Below are 14,833 nucleotides of genomic sequence, written 5' to 3'. Positions count from 1 at the left end.
GTTAATTGAGGGGATGAATTGCGCATGAACGTGACCGACGGCGCGGCAAAGGTTCGACTGGAACAACTGACCGGACTGCGCTTTTTCGCAGCCTTGCTGGTGTTTGGCGTTCATTTCCGCTGGGATACCAGCGGCGACTTCGTCAAGACAATCGCCGAACAGGGCTATGTCGGCGTCTCTTTCTTCTTCATCCTGTCCGGCTTCGTGCTGACGCAGTCCTACAAGACGAGGATCCTTGCCGGCACGATGTCCTTTCGCGACTACTTCCTGCTGCGCATTGCCCGTCTGACACCGCTGCATTTCCTCACAGGATTGCCGTTTCTCTATTTCTCGATCATGCAGGTCGAGGCGATCTACTCGGAAGAATTCAGCGTCATCAAGACGGTTCTGAATTTGACCTACCTGCAGAGCTGGATTCCGGTTTCCTCGATCTATTTCTCTCTCAACGCACCGTCCTGGTCGCTGTCGGATGAAATGTTCTTCTATGTGTGCTTCTTCGGCCTGGTCGCGTTTTCACCGCGAAAGCTTGTGGCGGTCACACTGGGGCTCGGTGTGGTGGTGTTCGGTTCCGCCCTGCTGGTTCAGGTATTCCTGGGCGATGTGATCTTCTTCGGCAAATATCCGTTCTCGCATTGGCTGTTCTATGTCTTTCCCGGCTTCCGCATTCTGGAGTTTCTGGTCGGCATGGTTCTGCATGAGGTCTGGCGTCGCGGCGTCCGGCTGCCCGGCGCAGTGCAGCCACTCAGCTATCTTCTTCTGTTCCTGGCGATGTGGCTGGCACCGGATGTCCCGGATCCCTTCCGCTATTCCCTGTTCTACCTGCCGGTCATCACACTGTTCTTCTATGCACATCTGACGGAAGGCGCCGCACTCACAAGGGTGTTTTCAACCCGCCCGCTCGTGCTTCTCGGCAATGCCTCTTTCGCCTTCTATCTTGTGCACCAGCCGTCGCTTCACCTGATGAACATCTTCCTCAGGCCGTCCATCCCGGCGGATATCGTTTTCTTTCCGGTATCGCTGTGCATCACGGCAGTGTTTTCGATCTTCCTCTACCGCATTTATGAGATGCCGGCGGAGCGGGCGCTGAAATCATGGGTCAAGGGAAAGCGGTCCGCACAAACACCGAACGAGGCAACATCCTGACGCACCAAATTCCGCGTCTCGCTGCGGCGAGCCGCTTAACATAATCTCAATGCTGACGACGGATTATTGCGGCGAACCGGCCAATTTCAGGCCGGATACCGCCAGCCGCCACCCGTCAGATTGGCGCCAACCATGAGTATTCTTGTTGCTTTCCGAACTCGTCCTTTCAGCCCTGACTGATGTGATCCTTGCCTGCGAGCTGTTTTTTCTCGCCGGCCTGAGCCTGCGTCCGGGCATTCAGACCTTCTCACCTGCCTGGATCTGGAGCCTGACACTGGCATTGATCGGGCTTGCCTCGATGCTGGGTGCCATTGACCACGGGTTTTTCGAAACAATCGGTCACGAAGCGCACCGTCCGCTTGTGATCGCAACGCGCATCGTCATCGTTCTGGGCAGTCTCAGCATGATCGTCGCGGCCAGCTTTCAGTACCTTTCCTCGCCGCTGCGCCAGGGATTTGTGGCTGCCGGCGTCCTGGGCGCACTCTGGCCAGTCTTCATGATCCTGACCTCCGACGATTTTCTGTCCGTGATCCTCTATTATTCCGCTGGCCTGATATTCCTGCTGGTGCTGAGCGTTGTCCGGTTCCGCCAGAACAGGGGAACGCTGCCGATGATCGCCGGCATCCTTCTCACGCTGGGCGTATCAGCGATGATCCCGATGCAGAGCCCGGGGTTCTGGGGTCTTGGCCTCTATGGCAGCTACCACGTCCTGCTGATGCCGATCGTCGTGCTTCTGTTTTTCGGCGGCCGCTGGTTCAGGACCACGAGGTAGGGTAACCCCATGCGCACGGCTTCCATCCCCGTTGAAGAAAAGGTCCAGGAAACGGAAGATCTTGAAACGATCTTTCATCGGATGACGGAGTTCATGCCGCAGCGGGTCGCCGATGCGGTACGGGCGGCCTCGCGCAGGGTGCCGGTCGCGGCGCATCAGGACGTCATCGTCGAGGGCGAGACAAGCGACGGGCTCTACATCGTTCTCGAAGGCACCTTCGGCATCTATCGCAAGGGTGACGGCACGGCCTCGGACCACCGTGTTGCGGAAATTGGGCCGGGGCAACCTTTCGGCGAAATGGCGCTTCTCGACGGTGAACCACGCTCGGCAACCGTGCGTGCTGAAACAGCCGGTGCCGTGCTTGAAATCGAGCCGGAGCGGATCCTCGAACTGGCCGATGGCGAAGCCAGACTTGCAGAATTCAAGGGGGCTCTGGCATCCTTCGTGACACGGCGCATGCGCGCCTCCACGCAGGAGCATGTCGCAGCCCTGCAGCGTGAACTGGACCTCCGGAACGAACAGCAGCAGTTCGGCAAGTTTTTCGTCTATTCGCTGATCATGATGTCCATCGGCACGCTGGTGAACAACGTCCTGGCGCGGACGATCGTCAACGTGGACGTCTATACCGAAGTCTTCGCCTGGCAGTATCTCGCCATCCTGATGGTGCCAAGCCTCTTTGTCATCCGGCACATGGGCATTTCGATTTCGGCGCTCGGACTGACAACCGTCGGCCTGAAGAAATCCCTGATCGAGGGCGCGATCATTTCGGTCGGGCTTTGTATCTTTGCCTGGGGACTGGCGGCAGTGCTCAAATATTTCGACGCGCTACCCGGCAAGCCACTGCCCTTCAACCTGCTGGGAACACTGAGCTACTTTCTTCACAGTGCCCTACAGGAAATCATCGCCAGGGGCTTTCTGCAGTCTTCCTTCCAGCGTTTCCTGGGAGACCAGGGCAAATGGCGGTCGGTCCTTCTCGCCTCGGTGCTGTTCGGAATGTTCCACCTTCATTTCGGCATTCCGGCCGTGCTGATGACAATCGGCACCGGATTTATCTTCGGCTGGATCTACATCAGGCATCAGAACATCGCCGGTGTGATCCTGATTCACTACATGATGGGTGTCGCGGCCTTCAATACAGGCTTGATCTGAGACGCAAGCCTAAGCTAGTGCTGCTTGCTCGACCCTATCGCTGAAGGTTGGAACGACATGATTGCCCGTGACTATTTCATACCGCGACCAGCCATCTACTATCGCGATTTCTGCTTTTATCTGGCGCTTTTTGTCGTCGGGTTTGCGTGGGGTCTGAACGCCTCCTGGCCGATGGTTATCCTGCCCTGGCTGCTGGCGACATTCGGCCTGCACCGCGCAGGACTTTTCTGCCACGAAATCGTTCACATCAAGGACGACAAGCTGCGCGGTTTCCGGGCGCTCTACACCTGGACCGTGGCGCTCATCGTGATGGTTCCACCGCTGCGGTTTCAACTGCCGCATCTGGCCCATCATCGGCTCGGCATTTTCGGAACGCCCGAGGATCCGCAATACCCGCTGGTGCGCGGCAATGCGTTTGCCATGGCCATGGTTCTGCTCGTGATCCCCTTTGTGGTGCCCTTTACCAACCTTCTGATGACGGTGACCGCCGCGCTCGGTGCGTTCCGGGTCGAAGCTGCGCTCGATCGCTGGGCGACGGAGAAGCTCGGCTTTTCGCTCAGCTCCGCCCTGACACCGGAACAGCAGGCCGAAGTGACCCGGCACGCCCGGGTTACGCTCGCGCTCTTCATTGCGGCAATCATCTTCTTCCCCGCGGCGCTGCCTTTCTATTATGCCGTCCTGGTTCTGGGCTGGGCGCTTTTGACCGCGCGTATCCCGCTGGAACATGAACTGGAACGCCTGGCCGAAACCTCCGGACGGGAAGACCAGATGATCGACAGCTTCACGATCGAGTCTCCGCTGGCCCTGATCGTGCAGCCCGTTGGCTTCCGCTTTCATACGGCACATCACATGTATCCCGGGGTGCCCTATCACAATCTGCCCGCGCTCCACGAGGAGCTGAAGCGCACCATTCCCGAGTACCGGGACAGCATCATTTCGCTTTGGACCGCGATCAGCGGCCCCAAACGCCGTCCTGCAAATTCTCTTCATTGATTTAGAAAGCCCGCCGATGAAAGACGTTATTCGCCAGCTCGCAGAAGCCATGTCTGCGGCCTCTCCCGATGCGCAGTTCGAGGTCCGATACTGGGACGGAACCGGCTTCTCCATCGGGACCGAGCCAGAGTTCATTCTGCATTTCAAGAACGAGCGGGCTCTCTCCAGGGTGCTTTCGGATGCCTTCATGGGCTTTGGCGAGAGCTACATGCTGGGCGACATCGAGGTGGAAGGCGACATCAAGAAGCTCTTCTACCTGGGCTTTGCCATCGATTTCGCGGAACGGCCCATGTCGTTGATGCTGCGGATCAAACTGGCCTTCCACTTCTTGCGCGCACGCAACACCATTGCCCGCTCGCGCGAGAACATTTCCTTCAGCTACGACATCGGCAACGATTTTTACGAGATCCTGCTCGGAAAGGGCATGATCTACACCTGTGCCTATTTCACCTCGCCCGACAATACGCTGGATGAAGCACAGAACAACAAGCTGGAACTGGTTTGCCGCAAGCTGTGCCTGAAGCCGGGTGAACATGTTGCCGATCTCGGTTGCGGCTGGGGCGGCTTCCTGATGTATGCCGCCGAAAACTACGGCATCACGGGCGTAGGCTTCACCATTTCGGCAGAACAGCGCGACTATGCGATTCAGAAGATCGCCGAGCGCGGCCTCTCCGACAAGATCGAGATCCGCCTGCAGGACGCTCGCGAAGCGGACGGCCTTTACGACAAGGTTGCCTCGATCGGCATGGTCGAACACATGGGCAATGCCCAGATCGCACCGGTCTTCGAACGGATCGCACACATTCTCAAGCCGCAGGGCCTTGCCTTCGTCCACACGATCGGCAACGAAATCCCCAGGCCGATCGACCCCTGGATCGACAAATACATCTTCCCGGGAACTCAGGCATCGCCGCTGACGACCATGGTCGAGGCTGCCGGCAACAATGATCTCTACATGATCGACCTTGAGAATATCCGGCTGCACTATCCGCCGACGGTCAAATACTGGCTCGCCAATTTCGACGCCAATATCGACCGTATCCGCGAAATGTATGACGACACCTTCGTCAGAAGCTTCCGGCTGTATCTGGAAGTCGCAAGTTCCTCCTTCAGCTGGGGCGACAACCGGCTGTACCATCTGCTGATGACCAGGGGCCTGAAAAACGATGTCCCGATGACCCGGGAGCATCTGGTCCTGCCGAAGTCCGGCACTTCCCCGGCCGGTACATCTTCAGAAGGTGGTGCATGACGGAACCCGTCCATGTGGCAGTGATCTATACGGACGCAGGCGGTGGCCACAGGGCCAGCGCCTTCGCCCTGAAAGCATGCCTCGAAGGGTCCGGCAGATACCGGGTCAGCTTGATAAATCCCTATACATCGCTGATCCCGCATCTCGACCTCTTCAGCCGCTTCGGATCACGCACAGGGGAGAATATCTACAACGAGGTCATTTTGCGTCAGGGACGTACCGGCCTCACCTGCTGGCTGTTTTATGCGGCCTTGCGCTTGAACTACGTCTTCTGCGAACCGCCGGCCATCAGTATTCTTTCCCGGCATTTCGAAGATATTCGCCCGGACATCGTGCTGTCGGTCATGCCGCTCGGCAACCGGGTGATGCTGGAGGCGCTGAAACGCTACCGCGCTGGCATAACGGAAGGCCCGCTGCCGGAAGGCGCCGTGATGATCACGGACTGGGCAGAGTTGGCGAAAGGTGTCTGGTTTCCCAACCGGGCGGACTATCACGCAATTTGCGGCACGCAGGACGCCCTGCGGAATGCCGAAAAACTGCCAAAGCTTGCCGGCAAGATCCATGCGATGGGCGGCTTGCTGATCCGGCCGGAATTCACCGACCCCGCCCAACGCTCCAGCCGGGAAACGCTGAACCTTGATCCTGCAAGGCCTGTCGTGACCGTGCTCTATGGTGCCCAGGGCAGCATGCGCATGATCGAACTGGCAACCGCGATGCGCGACATTCCGCATAACGCCCAGGTGGTGTTTCTTTGCGGCCGGAACGAAGCGCTTGCCGATCAGCTGCGCGCCATGGACCTGCCGTTTCCGGTCCAGGTTCTCGGGTTTACCGACAGGGTCGCCCAATATCTTTCCGCCAGCGATCTCTTCATCGGCAAGCCGGGTCCGGGCAGCACCAGCGAAGCCATGGCACTTGGCGTATCCATGCTGCTCGACAAGAGCCTGGCACTGCCGCAGGAAGCTGCGGTCCTGCGCTACGTGACGAAGACGGGAGCCGGACTGGCCTTTTCGACGTCCTCCGATTTCAGCGAGAGTTTCAAGGCGGCCATGTCCGCCATCGAGAGCGGCCAGGCGCGGCAACCGGTTGCCGCCAACACATCGCCCGCCGACATTCTTGAGATCATGGACCGCATCGCCGCTTCCCGTGTTCCGGCAGCTGGCTCCTTGCAACCGGTCGGTGAATTGCCGCACGCCCGGCACGTGTCCAGAGCCTGAGCGATGCCTGAGGACGACCAGGGCCCCGCGACGGGTGGCAGCCGCCCTCAAGAGCATGGCCTGAAGATCAGGGTCGTCTACAATCCCCGCACAGGCCGCAAGCGCGAGAAGCGTTTCAAGGCGGTAATGGCGCTGCTTGAGGCACGCGGTCACACGTGCGAAATCCTGATCACGACGAAGGCGGGCGATGCCGCCGGTTTCGTTCGGGAAACGACATCAGACAACGCCGATATCCTGGCAATCGCGGGCGGCGATGGCACGATCAACGATGCAATCCAGGGTGCCGGCCCGCAGACGCCGCCCCTGGGGCTCATACCGCTCGGCACAGCGAACGTGCTGGCGCACGAGCTCGGCATCGGCACGGATCCACACCGGATCGCGAACTGCCTTGCGGAAGCGCGCATCCTTAAGATCCGGCCGGGCCAGGTCAACGGGCACCGCTTCATGATGATGGCCGGCATCGGGCTGGACGCCCAGGTTGTTTCGGATCTCAGCCGTGCCACCAAGACCCGCTTCGGCAAGGCCGCCTATCTGATCGAAGTTTTCCGGACACTGCGGCGATGGTCCTGCCCGCCGGTGGACGTCCGGCTGGACGATGAGCCAGAAAAGGCAGCGACGCTGATCGTCAGCCGTGGCAAACGATATGGCGGGACATTTGTCCTCGCACCGAAATGCGACCTCGCCAACCCGTCTTTTTGCGCAACGATATTTCCTCCAGGCAGCGCTCTGTCTGTCTTCGGACGCTTTCTGCTGATACCGGCAGGCCTGCTCCTGCGGCTTGGTCTCGTTGCCCAACAGCCGGCCAGAACAGTCGAAATCCTGGGTCCCCGGGGCGACCCGATACAGGCCGACGGCGATATCGTCGCGCATGCCCCTGCGCAGATCTCGGTTTGCGAGCAGCCGATACGCCTGTGCGTCCCGGTGTCCCGGCGATAACACGAGCCTTTAGGATCAATCTCGTCTTTCCAGCCCGGCAAGATGGACCAGCCGACGGCATGCGCTCATCCAGTCGAAGTCTTCGCGCGCGGCAACGGGCGGCTCCGGCACAGTCGTCAACGCGTACTCCAGCGCCTCGAGAGCCCCTTCCAGCTCGGTGTAGAAATGCGCATTGGGATAGGCCCTGTAGGGAAGGTTGCCTGGACAGTCCGGCAGGATGACATGCCGGCCGGCAACCAGCGCATCGGCGGTTGCCGTGCACAGGATTTCGCTGCGTGAAGGGTTCACCATCACCCGGTATCGTCCGATATCGGACCAGAACCGCCGGTTCGGTCCGAAGAACCGCAAATCCGCACCTTCCTCTCGTGCGAAGGCGCGAAACTCTGCTTCATCGCGCCCTCCGCCAATGACATCGATGGGCCGTTTTGCACGGGCAGCGATGCGGGCGAGGTCGTCCAGGCCTTTCTCCCAGAGGAAAGCCCCGAGAAAATAGATCCCTTCGGTTTCCTGCGTAACGAGAGGCACCTGCGCGTAACCGGGCATGACACCGGTCACCCGTTCCACAGGCATTGTGATGCCCGGCAGGGTGAGGGCGGGCGACAGGCTGAGGGGCAGATCGATGCGCAGCCGCAGGGCGCGGCCGTGCAGATAAGATACCAGCCGGGCGAGGCTGTTTGGAAACGGCAACCCGGACATGCGGATGTAGGTTTCATAATCCGTCATGCTGAGGCCGATCGTCTTGTCCGCCCGGATGCCTCTGCGCCTGGTCGTTACCGGATACCAGCACAGATGCTCCGGCTCGCTCGCGATCAGGCACCGGGCCGGCGGCGCGGCGCGATAGACGTCTTCCATCGGCACGATCGACCCCATGCCTGCCACAAACCTTGCCCGATAAGGCCGGCATTCCGGAAATTTGTAGGGTCCGAAGGCTTCAAGTTCCGTCTGGAGCCAGTCGACCTGCTCGTCAAAATCGACGAAACGGGTCTCGCCCCACAGCCGTTGCTGTGAAACCTCATCCAGCCAGGGAAGAACATAGACAACCCGATAGCCAAGCGTTGCCAACCCGCAGGCGTGCCACAGCGAGATGAAGGACGGTCCGGTCATCCACGGCAGGGCGGCACTCGTCAGAACCGCAAAGTCATGGATCTCTTGACCTTTGGTACGTTCGCCAGACAGGGGCACTTGTCTCCAGTTTCAACAGCCAGAACCACGGGCAACGATCGGCCAGCGCCCTGAAGCGAAGGAGGCAGCAGGCTGGCGTGAGACACCAGAACACATGATTCTCCCCCCGAGACAATCCACCATCGCAGGTCACGAAAGCCAGACAGGCCAGAACGCTAACGCCCGTTTCGACCTGTATTTTCCACAAGACGCCTGGCACGCCAAATGGTGAGGCCTTGTCACAAACGCGCGAATGAGGCCGTCTAAGACGAAAGTCACCCGCTCGTGACTTTCGGTTGAGTGCTCCATTGCATATTTTAGGGGCAATCGAACAAGGAATTGAGCCAAATGGTGGGATCGTTTTCCCGGAAGGCCGGCAAGGCCCTCCGCACCGCGCTTATTGTAACCGGCGGAATAGTTGCCCTGGCCGCGCCAATCAACGGCGCGCAGGCGCAACCCGAAAAAGTCATCGAACTGTTTACCAGCCAAGGCTGCTCCTCGTGCCCGCCGGCCGATCGGCTGGCGGAAAAGCTGGTGCAGGAAGATAACAACGTCCTGACCATGGTGATGCCCGTCGACTACTGGGATTATCTCGGCTGGAAGGACACGCTGGCAAGTCCCGTCAACTCGCAGCGTCAGCGGGCCTATGCCGCGCGGCGCGGCGACCGGTCGGTCTACACCCCGCAAATGGTGATCAACGGCGAGGAACACGTCGTCGGCAGCCGCGAAGGCGATGTAAGGGCCGCATTGGCACGTACCGACCCCTTTACCGCGACAATCGACCTGAAGATTACCGACATGGTCGTCCAGGCAACGGTGAATGGCTCCCTGCCCAAGGGCTTCAACATGGCGACCGTCTATTTCCTGCGCATGCAAGATGAAGCCCTCGTTGATATCGGTCGTGGTGAAAACGCGGGCCGCAAGGTGCGTTACGTCAACGTGGTGCGCAATCTGCAGCCGATGGGGATGTGGTCCGGCGGCCAGGAGACATTCCGCATGCCGAAGTCCAAACTGATGCTGAAAGGCGATGCCCGCTGCGCAGTTGTCGTGCAGCTTGAAAATCCCGACGGGCCCGGCCGGATCATCGGTGCGGCAACCATGAACAAGAGCGGCGGTCTGTGAACCGCCGCTGTGGTGTGGCCAAATATCAATTCCCTCTGAAAAACGAGCCCGCCGGCTTCAAAGCCGGGTTGTAACCCCCGAGAAAACTGCTACCCCTTGCCCCGTTCGGCCGCCCGTTGAACCGTGAACGCCTTGTTGGCGCACGGTTTGCAAGACCCAGTGGCCGGTCAGGTTCTCTGCTTTGCCGGCGTCTGGTGAAGCAAATCGGTCCTGGGGGAACGCATGAAGTTGAAGCGCAGGCTTCAGATAGCCTTATTGAGCATCGTTTTCGGTGTGATCGTTCTGGGTCTCAAGATCGGCGCCTACCTGCTGACCGGCTCCATAGCGCTTTATTCCGACGCGTTGGAAACGACGGTCAATATCGCGTCCGCCATCGCAACGCTTGCAGCCGTCTGGTTCGCCGCCAAACCCGCCGACAGCAACCACCCCTACGGCCACGACAAGGTTGAGTATTTCGCGGCGGTTCTCGTCGGCGTTATGATTGTGCTTGCCGCCCTGTCGATTTTCCGCGCGGCGTGGCTCGGCTTCATCAGTGGCGACAGTCCGGAATATTCGCCAGCCGGTATCGGCATGAACCTGCTTGCCGCCGTCATCAACGGCGCCTGGGCGCGTTACCTGATGAAATATGGCAAACACGCAAGATCACCTGCGCTTGTTGCGGACGGCAAGCACCTGATGACCGATGTGGTCAGCTCCGTCGGGGTTCTGGGCGGTGTTGTGCTGGTGATGCTCACCGGCTGGAAAGTCATGGATCCCGCGCTTGCGGTTCTTGTCGGCCTCACCGTTCTCTGGTCCGGCTGGGGCCTCGTCAAGGAATCCGTCGGCGGACTGATGGACGAAGCTGCCTCGCACGACACATTGGACAAGATCCGTGTTCTGATTTCCGAACATGGCGAAGGCGCCCTGGAGGCACACGACCTGCGCACTCGCATTGCCGGCAAATCCACCTTCATCGATTTTCACCTGGTGGTGCCGGGCGAAATGTCCGTCGACAAGGCACATGAGATCTGCGACCGGATCGAGATTGCCATTGTCGAAGATGTCCCCGGAGCCCGGATCACCATTCACGTCGAACCGGAACACAAGGCCAAGCATTCCGGCATTGTGGTGCTCTAGGGGGTGGCCCCGAACCCTCTGGTCTTAAAAATAGTAGGGATAACCGCGCATGAGCGAGGCGTTGTTATACTCGAAGACACCGGAGGTCTGGTCGCCCAGCCCACCGCAAACCCGCTTGCCACCACCGATGGCGCGGCAGAGATGCCGAAGCAGGTGCCCGCCGGCGCGCCCCTCCGCGATCGAACAGGCATTGAGGGAAAGGACGCCGCCAGGGCGGATATACTGGCCCAGCGTTCTCCAAAAGTTCTCCATCCCGGAACTGTGCGACACCATCCCGACCGGACTGGCCGCCGTGAATCCGCCTACGCAGTCTGCATCCAGAAGGGTCACCTGACCGGGAACGCCGCTGTGAAAGACCAGCTCGACCACGCCGAAGCCACCCGATGGCGCGTTTTGAACCAGATGACCCAGAATTTCATCGGTCGAGGAATAGCTGTAACCGGAATGCGCGGCCATATAGCCCCGCGTCAAAAATTCAAGCTCACCATTATAAAGAAGTATCCGTGTCATATCGCGCCCCCCGGCACCAAATGTGCAACATGGCTTTCAGGATGAAGAAAGTCTCGTAATACCGCGAAATATTGCCTGAAGAACTGCTCCCTGTCACTCAAGGGACAGGATCGGGTTAAAAACTACTTCCAGAACGGCCACTCCTAAAATGGCAGCACTTTCGGAACGCTACGTTATCGGACGAGGTCTTTTCCGGCCCGGCCAACCAGCCTGTCTCCCGCCGGCGGCACCTGCAGGCAGACCGAATTGCGTCTTGCCCTCGCCCGTCACAATCCATAATACTCTGCACCCGGCGATCCTCGCCGCCGTCTCACCGACGGGTCTGAACCGGGCATTTGCTCACTGCGGAACTGTCTTGGCGCCTGCCCCGGCAACGTCGAGATTTCACCGCTCCGTCCCCGCAGCACGCCCCGGTTACTTCGGAACGATTTGAGGAACCAGTCTCATATGCCCAACTGGCGGCGCTGGCAGGCCCAGCTTGTTGATCATCTGATCCTGATTGGCGGTGCCCTTCTGATGACACTGCCGGTCTATTCGATCTTTGCTGCGACCACCCATGAAGGCGGAAGGGTCCGGCCACGGCTCGACCTTGGCGGCAGCACGCTGGAAAACTACGGACACTTTCTGCAGACCGGCGCGGGCTTTTCCGGTGACGTCACAGCATTGTCGATGATGTGGAATTCCTTCCTGCTGGGCGCTGGATTTGCGACCCTGAAGGTCGTTCTGTCCCTCATGACAGCCTATGCGCTGATCTATTTTCGGGCCCGCTTTGCCAGCGCCATCTTCGCCGTGCTTCTGCTGACCCTGTTGTTGCCTCTGGAATCCCGGTTCCTGCCGACCTATGCCGTGACCGTCGAACTTGGCCTCGTCAACACGCGTGCGGGCCTCATCCTGCCGCTGGTCGCCTCCGGCCTTGGGACGCTGTTCTTCCGCCAGTTCCTGATGACGGTTCCGGATGCGCTGCTGGAATCGGCCAGGATCGACGGCGCTGGTCCGCTGAAGTTCTTCAAGGACATCCTGGTTCCCCTGTCGCTGCCGACAGCGGCCGCGCTGTTCCTGGTCATGTTTGTCAACGGCTGGAACCAGTATCTGTGGCCGGTAATGGTCACCTCGGAGGAAAGCACCTACACCTTGGTGCGCGGCATGCAGTTTTTCGGCAATTCCAGCCTGCGCGGACTGATGCTGGCGGTACTCGCGTTCGTGCCTCCGGCCCTGCTTGTCATATTGTTTCAACGACAAGTCGTTAAAGGCCTGTTCGACGGCTCACACTGACGACATCCGGCATTGAAACCGGCGGTCCCTGCCCCAATTTTTCCAGAACGACCCGAAAGGCACCTCATCCATGGCATTTGAAGCGATCCTGTTCGACTGTGACGGCGTTCTGGTGGATTCGGAAATCATCTATGTCGATGTCGAACGCGAACATCTGGCCCGGATCGGCCTGAAGTACGAGCTTCATGAGTATATGGACCGGTTCCAGGGCCTGGGCAGCACGGATTTCTGGGCGGCGCTCGACGCGGATTACCAGACCCTTGGCAAGGGACCGCTGCCAGCAACATTCGGACCGGATCTGGACGCTGCCACCCAGGCGCGAATCGACCGCGAACTGGCGGAAATCAAGGGTATCAAACAGCTGCTGGCAGCCCATGACGGCCCACGTGCCGTCGCCTCCTCCTCCCGCCTGCACCGGCTGACCCACAAGCTTCAGCACACGGGGCTCTTCCCTTATTTCGAGCCGCATATCTATTCAGGCGAGCAGGTAACCAACGGCAAACCCGCGCCAGATCTGTTTTTGTTCGCGGCGGATAAGCTGGGCGTGGACCCGAAAGCCGCGCTCGTCGTGGAAGACAGTGTCAACGGCGTGAAGGCGGGCCTTGCCGCCGGCATGACGGTATGGGGTTTTGTCGGCGGCGGTCATTGTCACGATGGCCACGCGGAACAGCTGCTTGCCGCCGGTGCACATCGGGTTGTCGACAGCCATGACAACCTGGCCGCTCTGCTGATCAGTGAAAGCACAGCAGCCTGAGGCTGTTTTGGGTCGATCCAAAAATCTGACAGAACCCGAATCTTCTGAGAGATCCGCGCGCCGTTACCGGCGCGCGGCAGGCCATTCTAGCGCCCGAGATCGTGTTCCGGATTTGCGCTGATCTTGTGGATCGAAAGATCCGCTCCGCGGTGCTCGTCTTCCTGAGACAGCCTCAGACCCATCGTCGCTTTCAGGATACCGTAGACGGCAAGACCCGCCCCAAGGGCGTAGACCGCCCCCAGAACCGTACCGATAACCTGCGAAACGGGAGACACACCGCCAAGGCCGCCCAGAGCCTCGAGCCCGAAGAAACCAGCGGCGATACCACCCCACGCTCCGCAGATGCCATGCAGCGGCCAGACACCCAGAACGTCGTCGATTTTCAGCTTGTTCTGGCAGATCTCGAAACCGATTACGAAGACGCCGCCGGCGACACCCCCGACAATCAGGCTGCCGATCGGGTGCATGACGTCCGAACCGGCACAGACGGCAACGAGGCCGGCCAGCGCACCGTTGTGCACGAAGCCCGGATCATTCCGGCCGACGACCAGCGCCACAAGAATGCCGCCAACCATGGCCATCAACGAGTTGATCGCCACAAGACCGGAAATGCTCTCAAGTGAGGCAGCCGTCATCACGTTGAAACCGAACCAGCCGACACAAAGCATCCAGGATCCCATGGCGAGCCAGGGCAGCGATGAGGGCGGAATACCGATGGGACGGCCGTTGCGGTCGTAACGGCCCATGCGGGCACCCAGCAGCAGAACGGCGCCGAGCGCGATCCAGCCGCCGACCGCATGCACCACCACAGAGCCTGCAAAGTCATGGAACGGCGCGCCGAAGGTTGCTTCCAGCCAGCCCTGGAATCCGAAATTGCCGTTCCAGACCAGACCTTCGAACAACGGATAGACGATGCCGACCAGCGCAACGGTGGCCAGGCATTGCGGCCAGAACTTCATGCGTTCCGCGATGCCGCCGGAGATGATCGCCGGAATTGCGGCGGCAAATGTTGTGAGGAAGAAGAACTTCACCAGGCTCAGACCCTGAAGTTCGAAGCCTTCACCACCACCTGACAAGGTCGCCGCGTTCACCAGGAACGTGGTGCCGTAGGCAACCGCATATCCGACGAAGAAATACGCCACTGTCGACAGGGCAAAGTCGACAAGGATTTTTACCAGCGCGTTGACCTGGTTCTTTTGCCGGACGGTGCCGACTTCCAGAAAAGCGAAGCCGCCGTGCATGGCGAAAACGAGAATAGCTCCCACAAGGACGAAAAAGACGTCCGCCCCGACCCCGGTTTCATTCATATTGACCCCCAGATAGGCAATTTGCCGTTTGTTTTTGCGTTTCGGAGCGCAAAGCATTCAAACTGCATGCCAAACGGGCAAAAGCTCAAAAAAGACCCGGAAATCAGCCGATTTATTAATCGAAACCTTTGGAGA

The 14,833-nt window shown here is 59.7% G+C and carries 14 protein-coding genes; 11 read left to right on the top strand and 3 right to left on the bottom strand.

Going from position 1 to position 14,833, the window contains the following annotated elements; genetic code table 11:
* The first annotated feature begins 24 nt into the window (after positions 1–24).
* The 7 genes from B0E33_RS13680 to B0E33_RS13650 all read left to right on the top strand — a co-directional run bounded on the left by B0E33_RS13680 (position 25) and on the right by B0E33_RS13650 (position 7,456).
* The gene (locus tag B0E33_RS13680; protein WP_077291498.1) at positions 25–1,143 is read left to right on the top strand and encodes an acyltransferase family protein; all 1,119 of its coding nucleotides are present in this window, start codon (positions 25–27) and stop codon (positions 1,141–1,143) included.
* A 142-nt stretch (positions 1,144–1,285) separates the two neighbouring features.
* Complete coding sequence (locus B0E33_RS13675; RefSeq protein WP_145915707.1) at positions 1,286–1,915, top strand: DUF6962 family protein; 630 nt, start codon at positions 1,286–1,288, stop codon at positions 1,913–1,915.
* A 9-nt stretch (positions 1,916–1,924) separates the two neighbouring features.
* Complete coding sequence (locus B0E33_RS13670; protein WP_077291497.1) at positions 1,925–3,064, top strand: cyclic nucleotide-binding domain-containing protein; 1,140 nt, start codon at positions 1,925–1,927, stop codon at positions 3,062–3,064.
* Positions 3,065–3,121: 57 nt separating this feature from the next.
* The gene (locus tag B0E33_RS13665; RefSeq protein ID WP_055659916.1) at positions 3,122–4,057 is read left to right on the top strand and encodes a fatty acid desaturase family protein; all 936 of its coding nucleotides are present in this window, start codon (positions 3,122–3,124) and stop codon (positions 4,055–4,057) included.
* A 16-nt stretch (positions 4,058–4,073) separates the two neighbouring features.
* Entirely contained in the window at positions 4,074–5,306 is a 1,233-nt protein-coding gene (locus B0E33_RS13660) for an SAM-dependent methyltransferase (RefSeq protein WP_023002735.1), read from the top strand.
* Positions 5,303–6,520 (top strand): glycosyltransferase, encoded by a 1,218-nt coding sequence (locus B0E33_RS13655; protein WP_077291496.1) that lies wholly within the window; start codon positions 5,303–5,305, stop codon positions 6,518–6,520. Before B0E33_RS13660 ends, B0E33_RS13655 begins: the two co-directional genes overlap by 4 nt.
* 3 nt (positions 6,521–6,523) lie before the next feature.
* Positions 6,524–7,456, top strand: coding sequence for a diacylglycerol/lipid kinase family protein (locus tag B0E33_RS13650; protein ID WP_077291495.1), 933 nt, complete (start codon positions 6,524–6,526; stop codon positions 7,454–7,456).
* 15 nt (positions 7,457–7,471) lie between these two features.
* Here the strand turns inward: B0E33_RS13650 and B0E33_RS13645 are convergent, their stop codons facing one another.
* A complete protein-coding gene (locus B0E33_RS13645) occupies positions 7,472–8,638 on the bottom strand; it encodes a hypothetical protein (RefSeq protein ID WP_206051439.1) in 1,167 nt (388 codons plus the stop codon).
* A gap of 327 nt (positions 8,639–8,965) precedes the next feature.
* Between B0E33_RS13645 and B0E33_RS13640 the strand changes: the two genes are divergently transcribed.
* Positions 8,966–9,739, top strand: a complete 774-nt coding sequence (locus tag B0E33_RS13640) for a DUF1223 domain-containing protein (RefSeq protein ID WP_208997817.1) — start codon at positions 8,966–8,968, stop codon at positions 9,737–9,739.
* Between the two features lie 228 nt (positions 9,740–9,967).
* Complete coding sequence (locus tag B0E33_RS13635; RefSeq protein ID WP_077293305.1) at positions 9,968–10,855, top strand: cation diffusion facilitator family transporter; 888 nt, start codon at positions 9,968–9,970, stop codon at positions 10,853–10,855.
* A gap of 24 nt (positions 10,856–10,879) precedes the next feature.
* On the opposite strand, the gene B0E33_RS13630 is transcribed toward B0E33_RS13635, so the two are convergent.
* Positions 10,880–11,365: a hypothetical protein gene (locus B0E33_RS13630; protein ID WP_077291493.1), complete on the bottom strand. Its 486-nt coding sequence runs from the start codon at positions 11,363–11,365 to the stop codon at positions 10,880–10,882.
* A 447-nt stretch (positions 11,366–11,812) separates the two neighbouring features.
* Between B0E33_RS13630 and B0E33_RS13625 the strand changes: the two genes are divergently transcribed.
* On the top strand, positions 11,813–12,637 hold the full coding sequence (locus B0E33_RS13625; RefSeq protein ID WP_077291492.1) for a carbohydrate ABC transporter permease: 825 nt from the start codon (positions 11,813–11,815) through the stop codon (positions 12,635–12,637).
* 70 nt (positions 12,638–12,707) lie between these two features.
* Positions 12,708–13,391, top strand: a complete 684-nt coding sequence (locus B0E33_RS13620) for an HAD family hydrolase (RefSeq protein WP_077291491.1) — start codon at positions 12,708–12,710, stop codon at positions 13,389–13,391.
* 86 nt (positions 13,392–13,477) lie between these two features.
* Here B0E33_RS13620 and B0E33_RS13615 read toward each other — a convergent pair whose 3' ends face one another.
* A complete protein-coding gene (locus tag B0E33_RS13615) occupies positions 13,478–14,698 on the bottom strand; it encodes an ammonium transporter (protein WP_055660490.1) in 1,221 nt (406 codons plus the stop codon).
* Positions 14,699–14,833: the final 135 nt, after the last annotated feature.

The organism is Roseibium algicola, from assembly GCF_001999245.1.
Classification (GTDB): Bacteria; Pseudomonadota; Alphaproteobacteria; order Rhizobiales; family Stappiaceae; genus Roseibium; species Roseibium algicola.
This window is presented reverse-complemented; position numbering and strand designations above follow the sequence as displayed.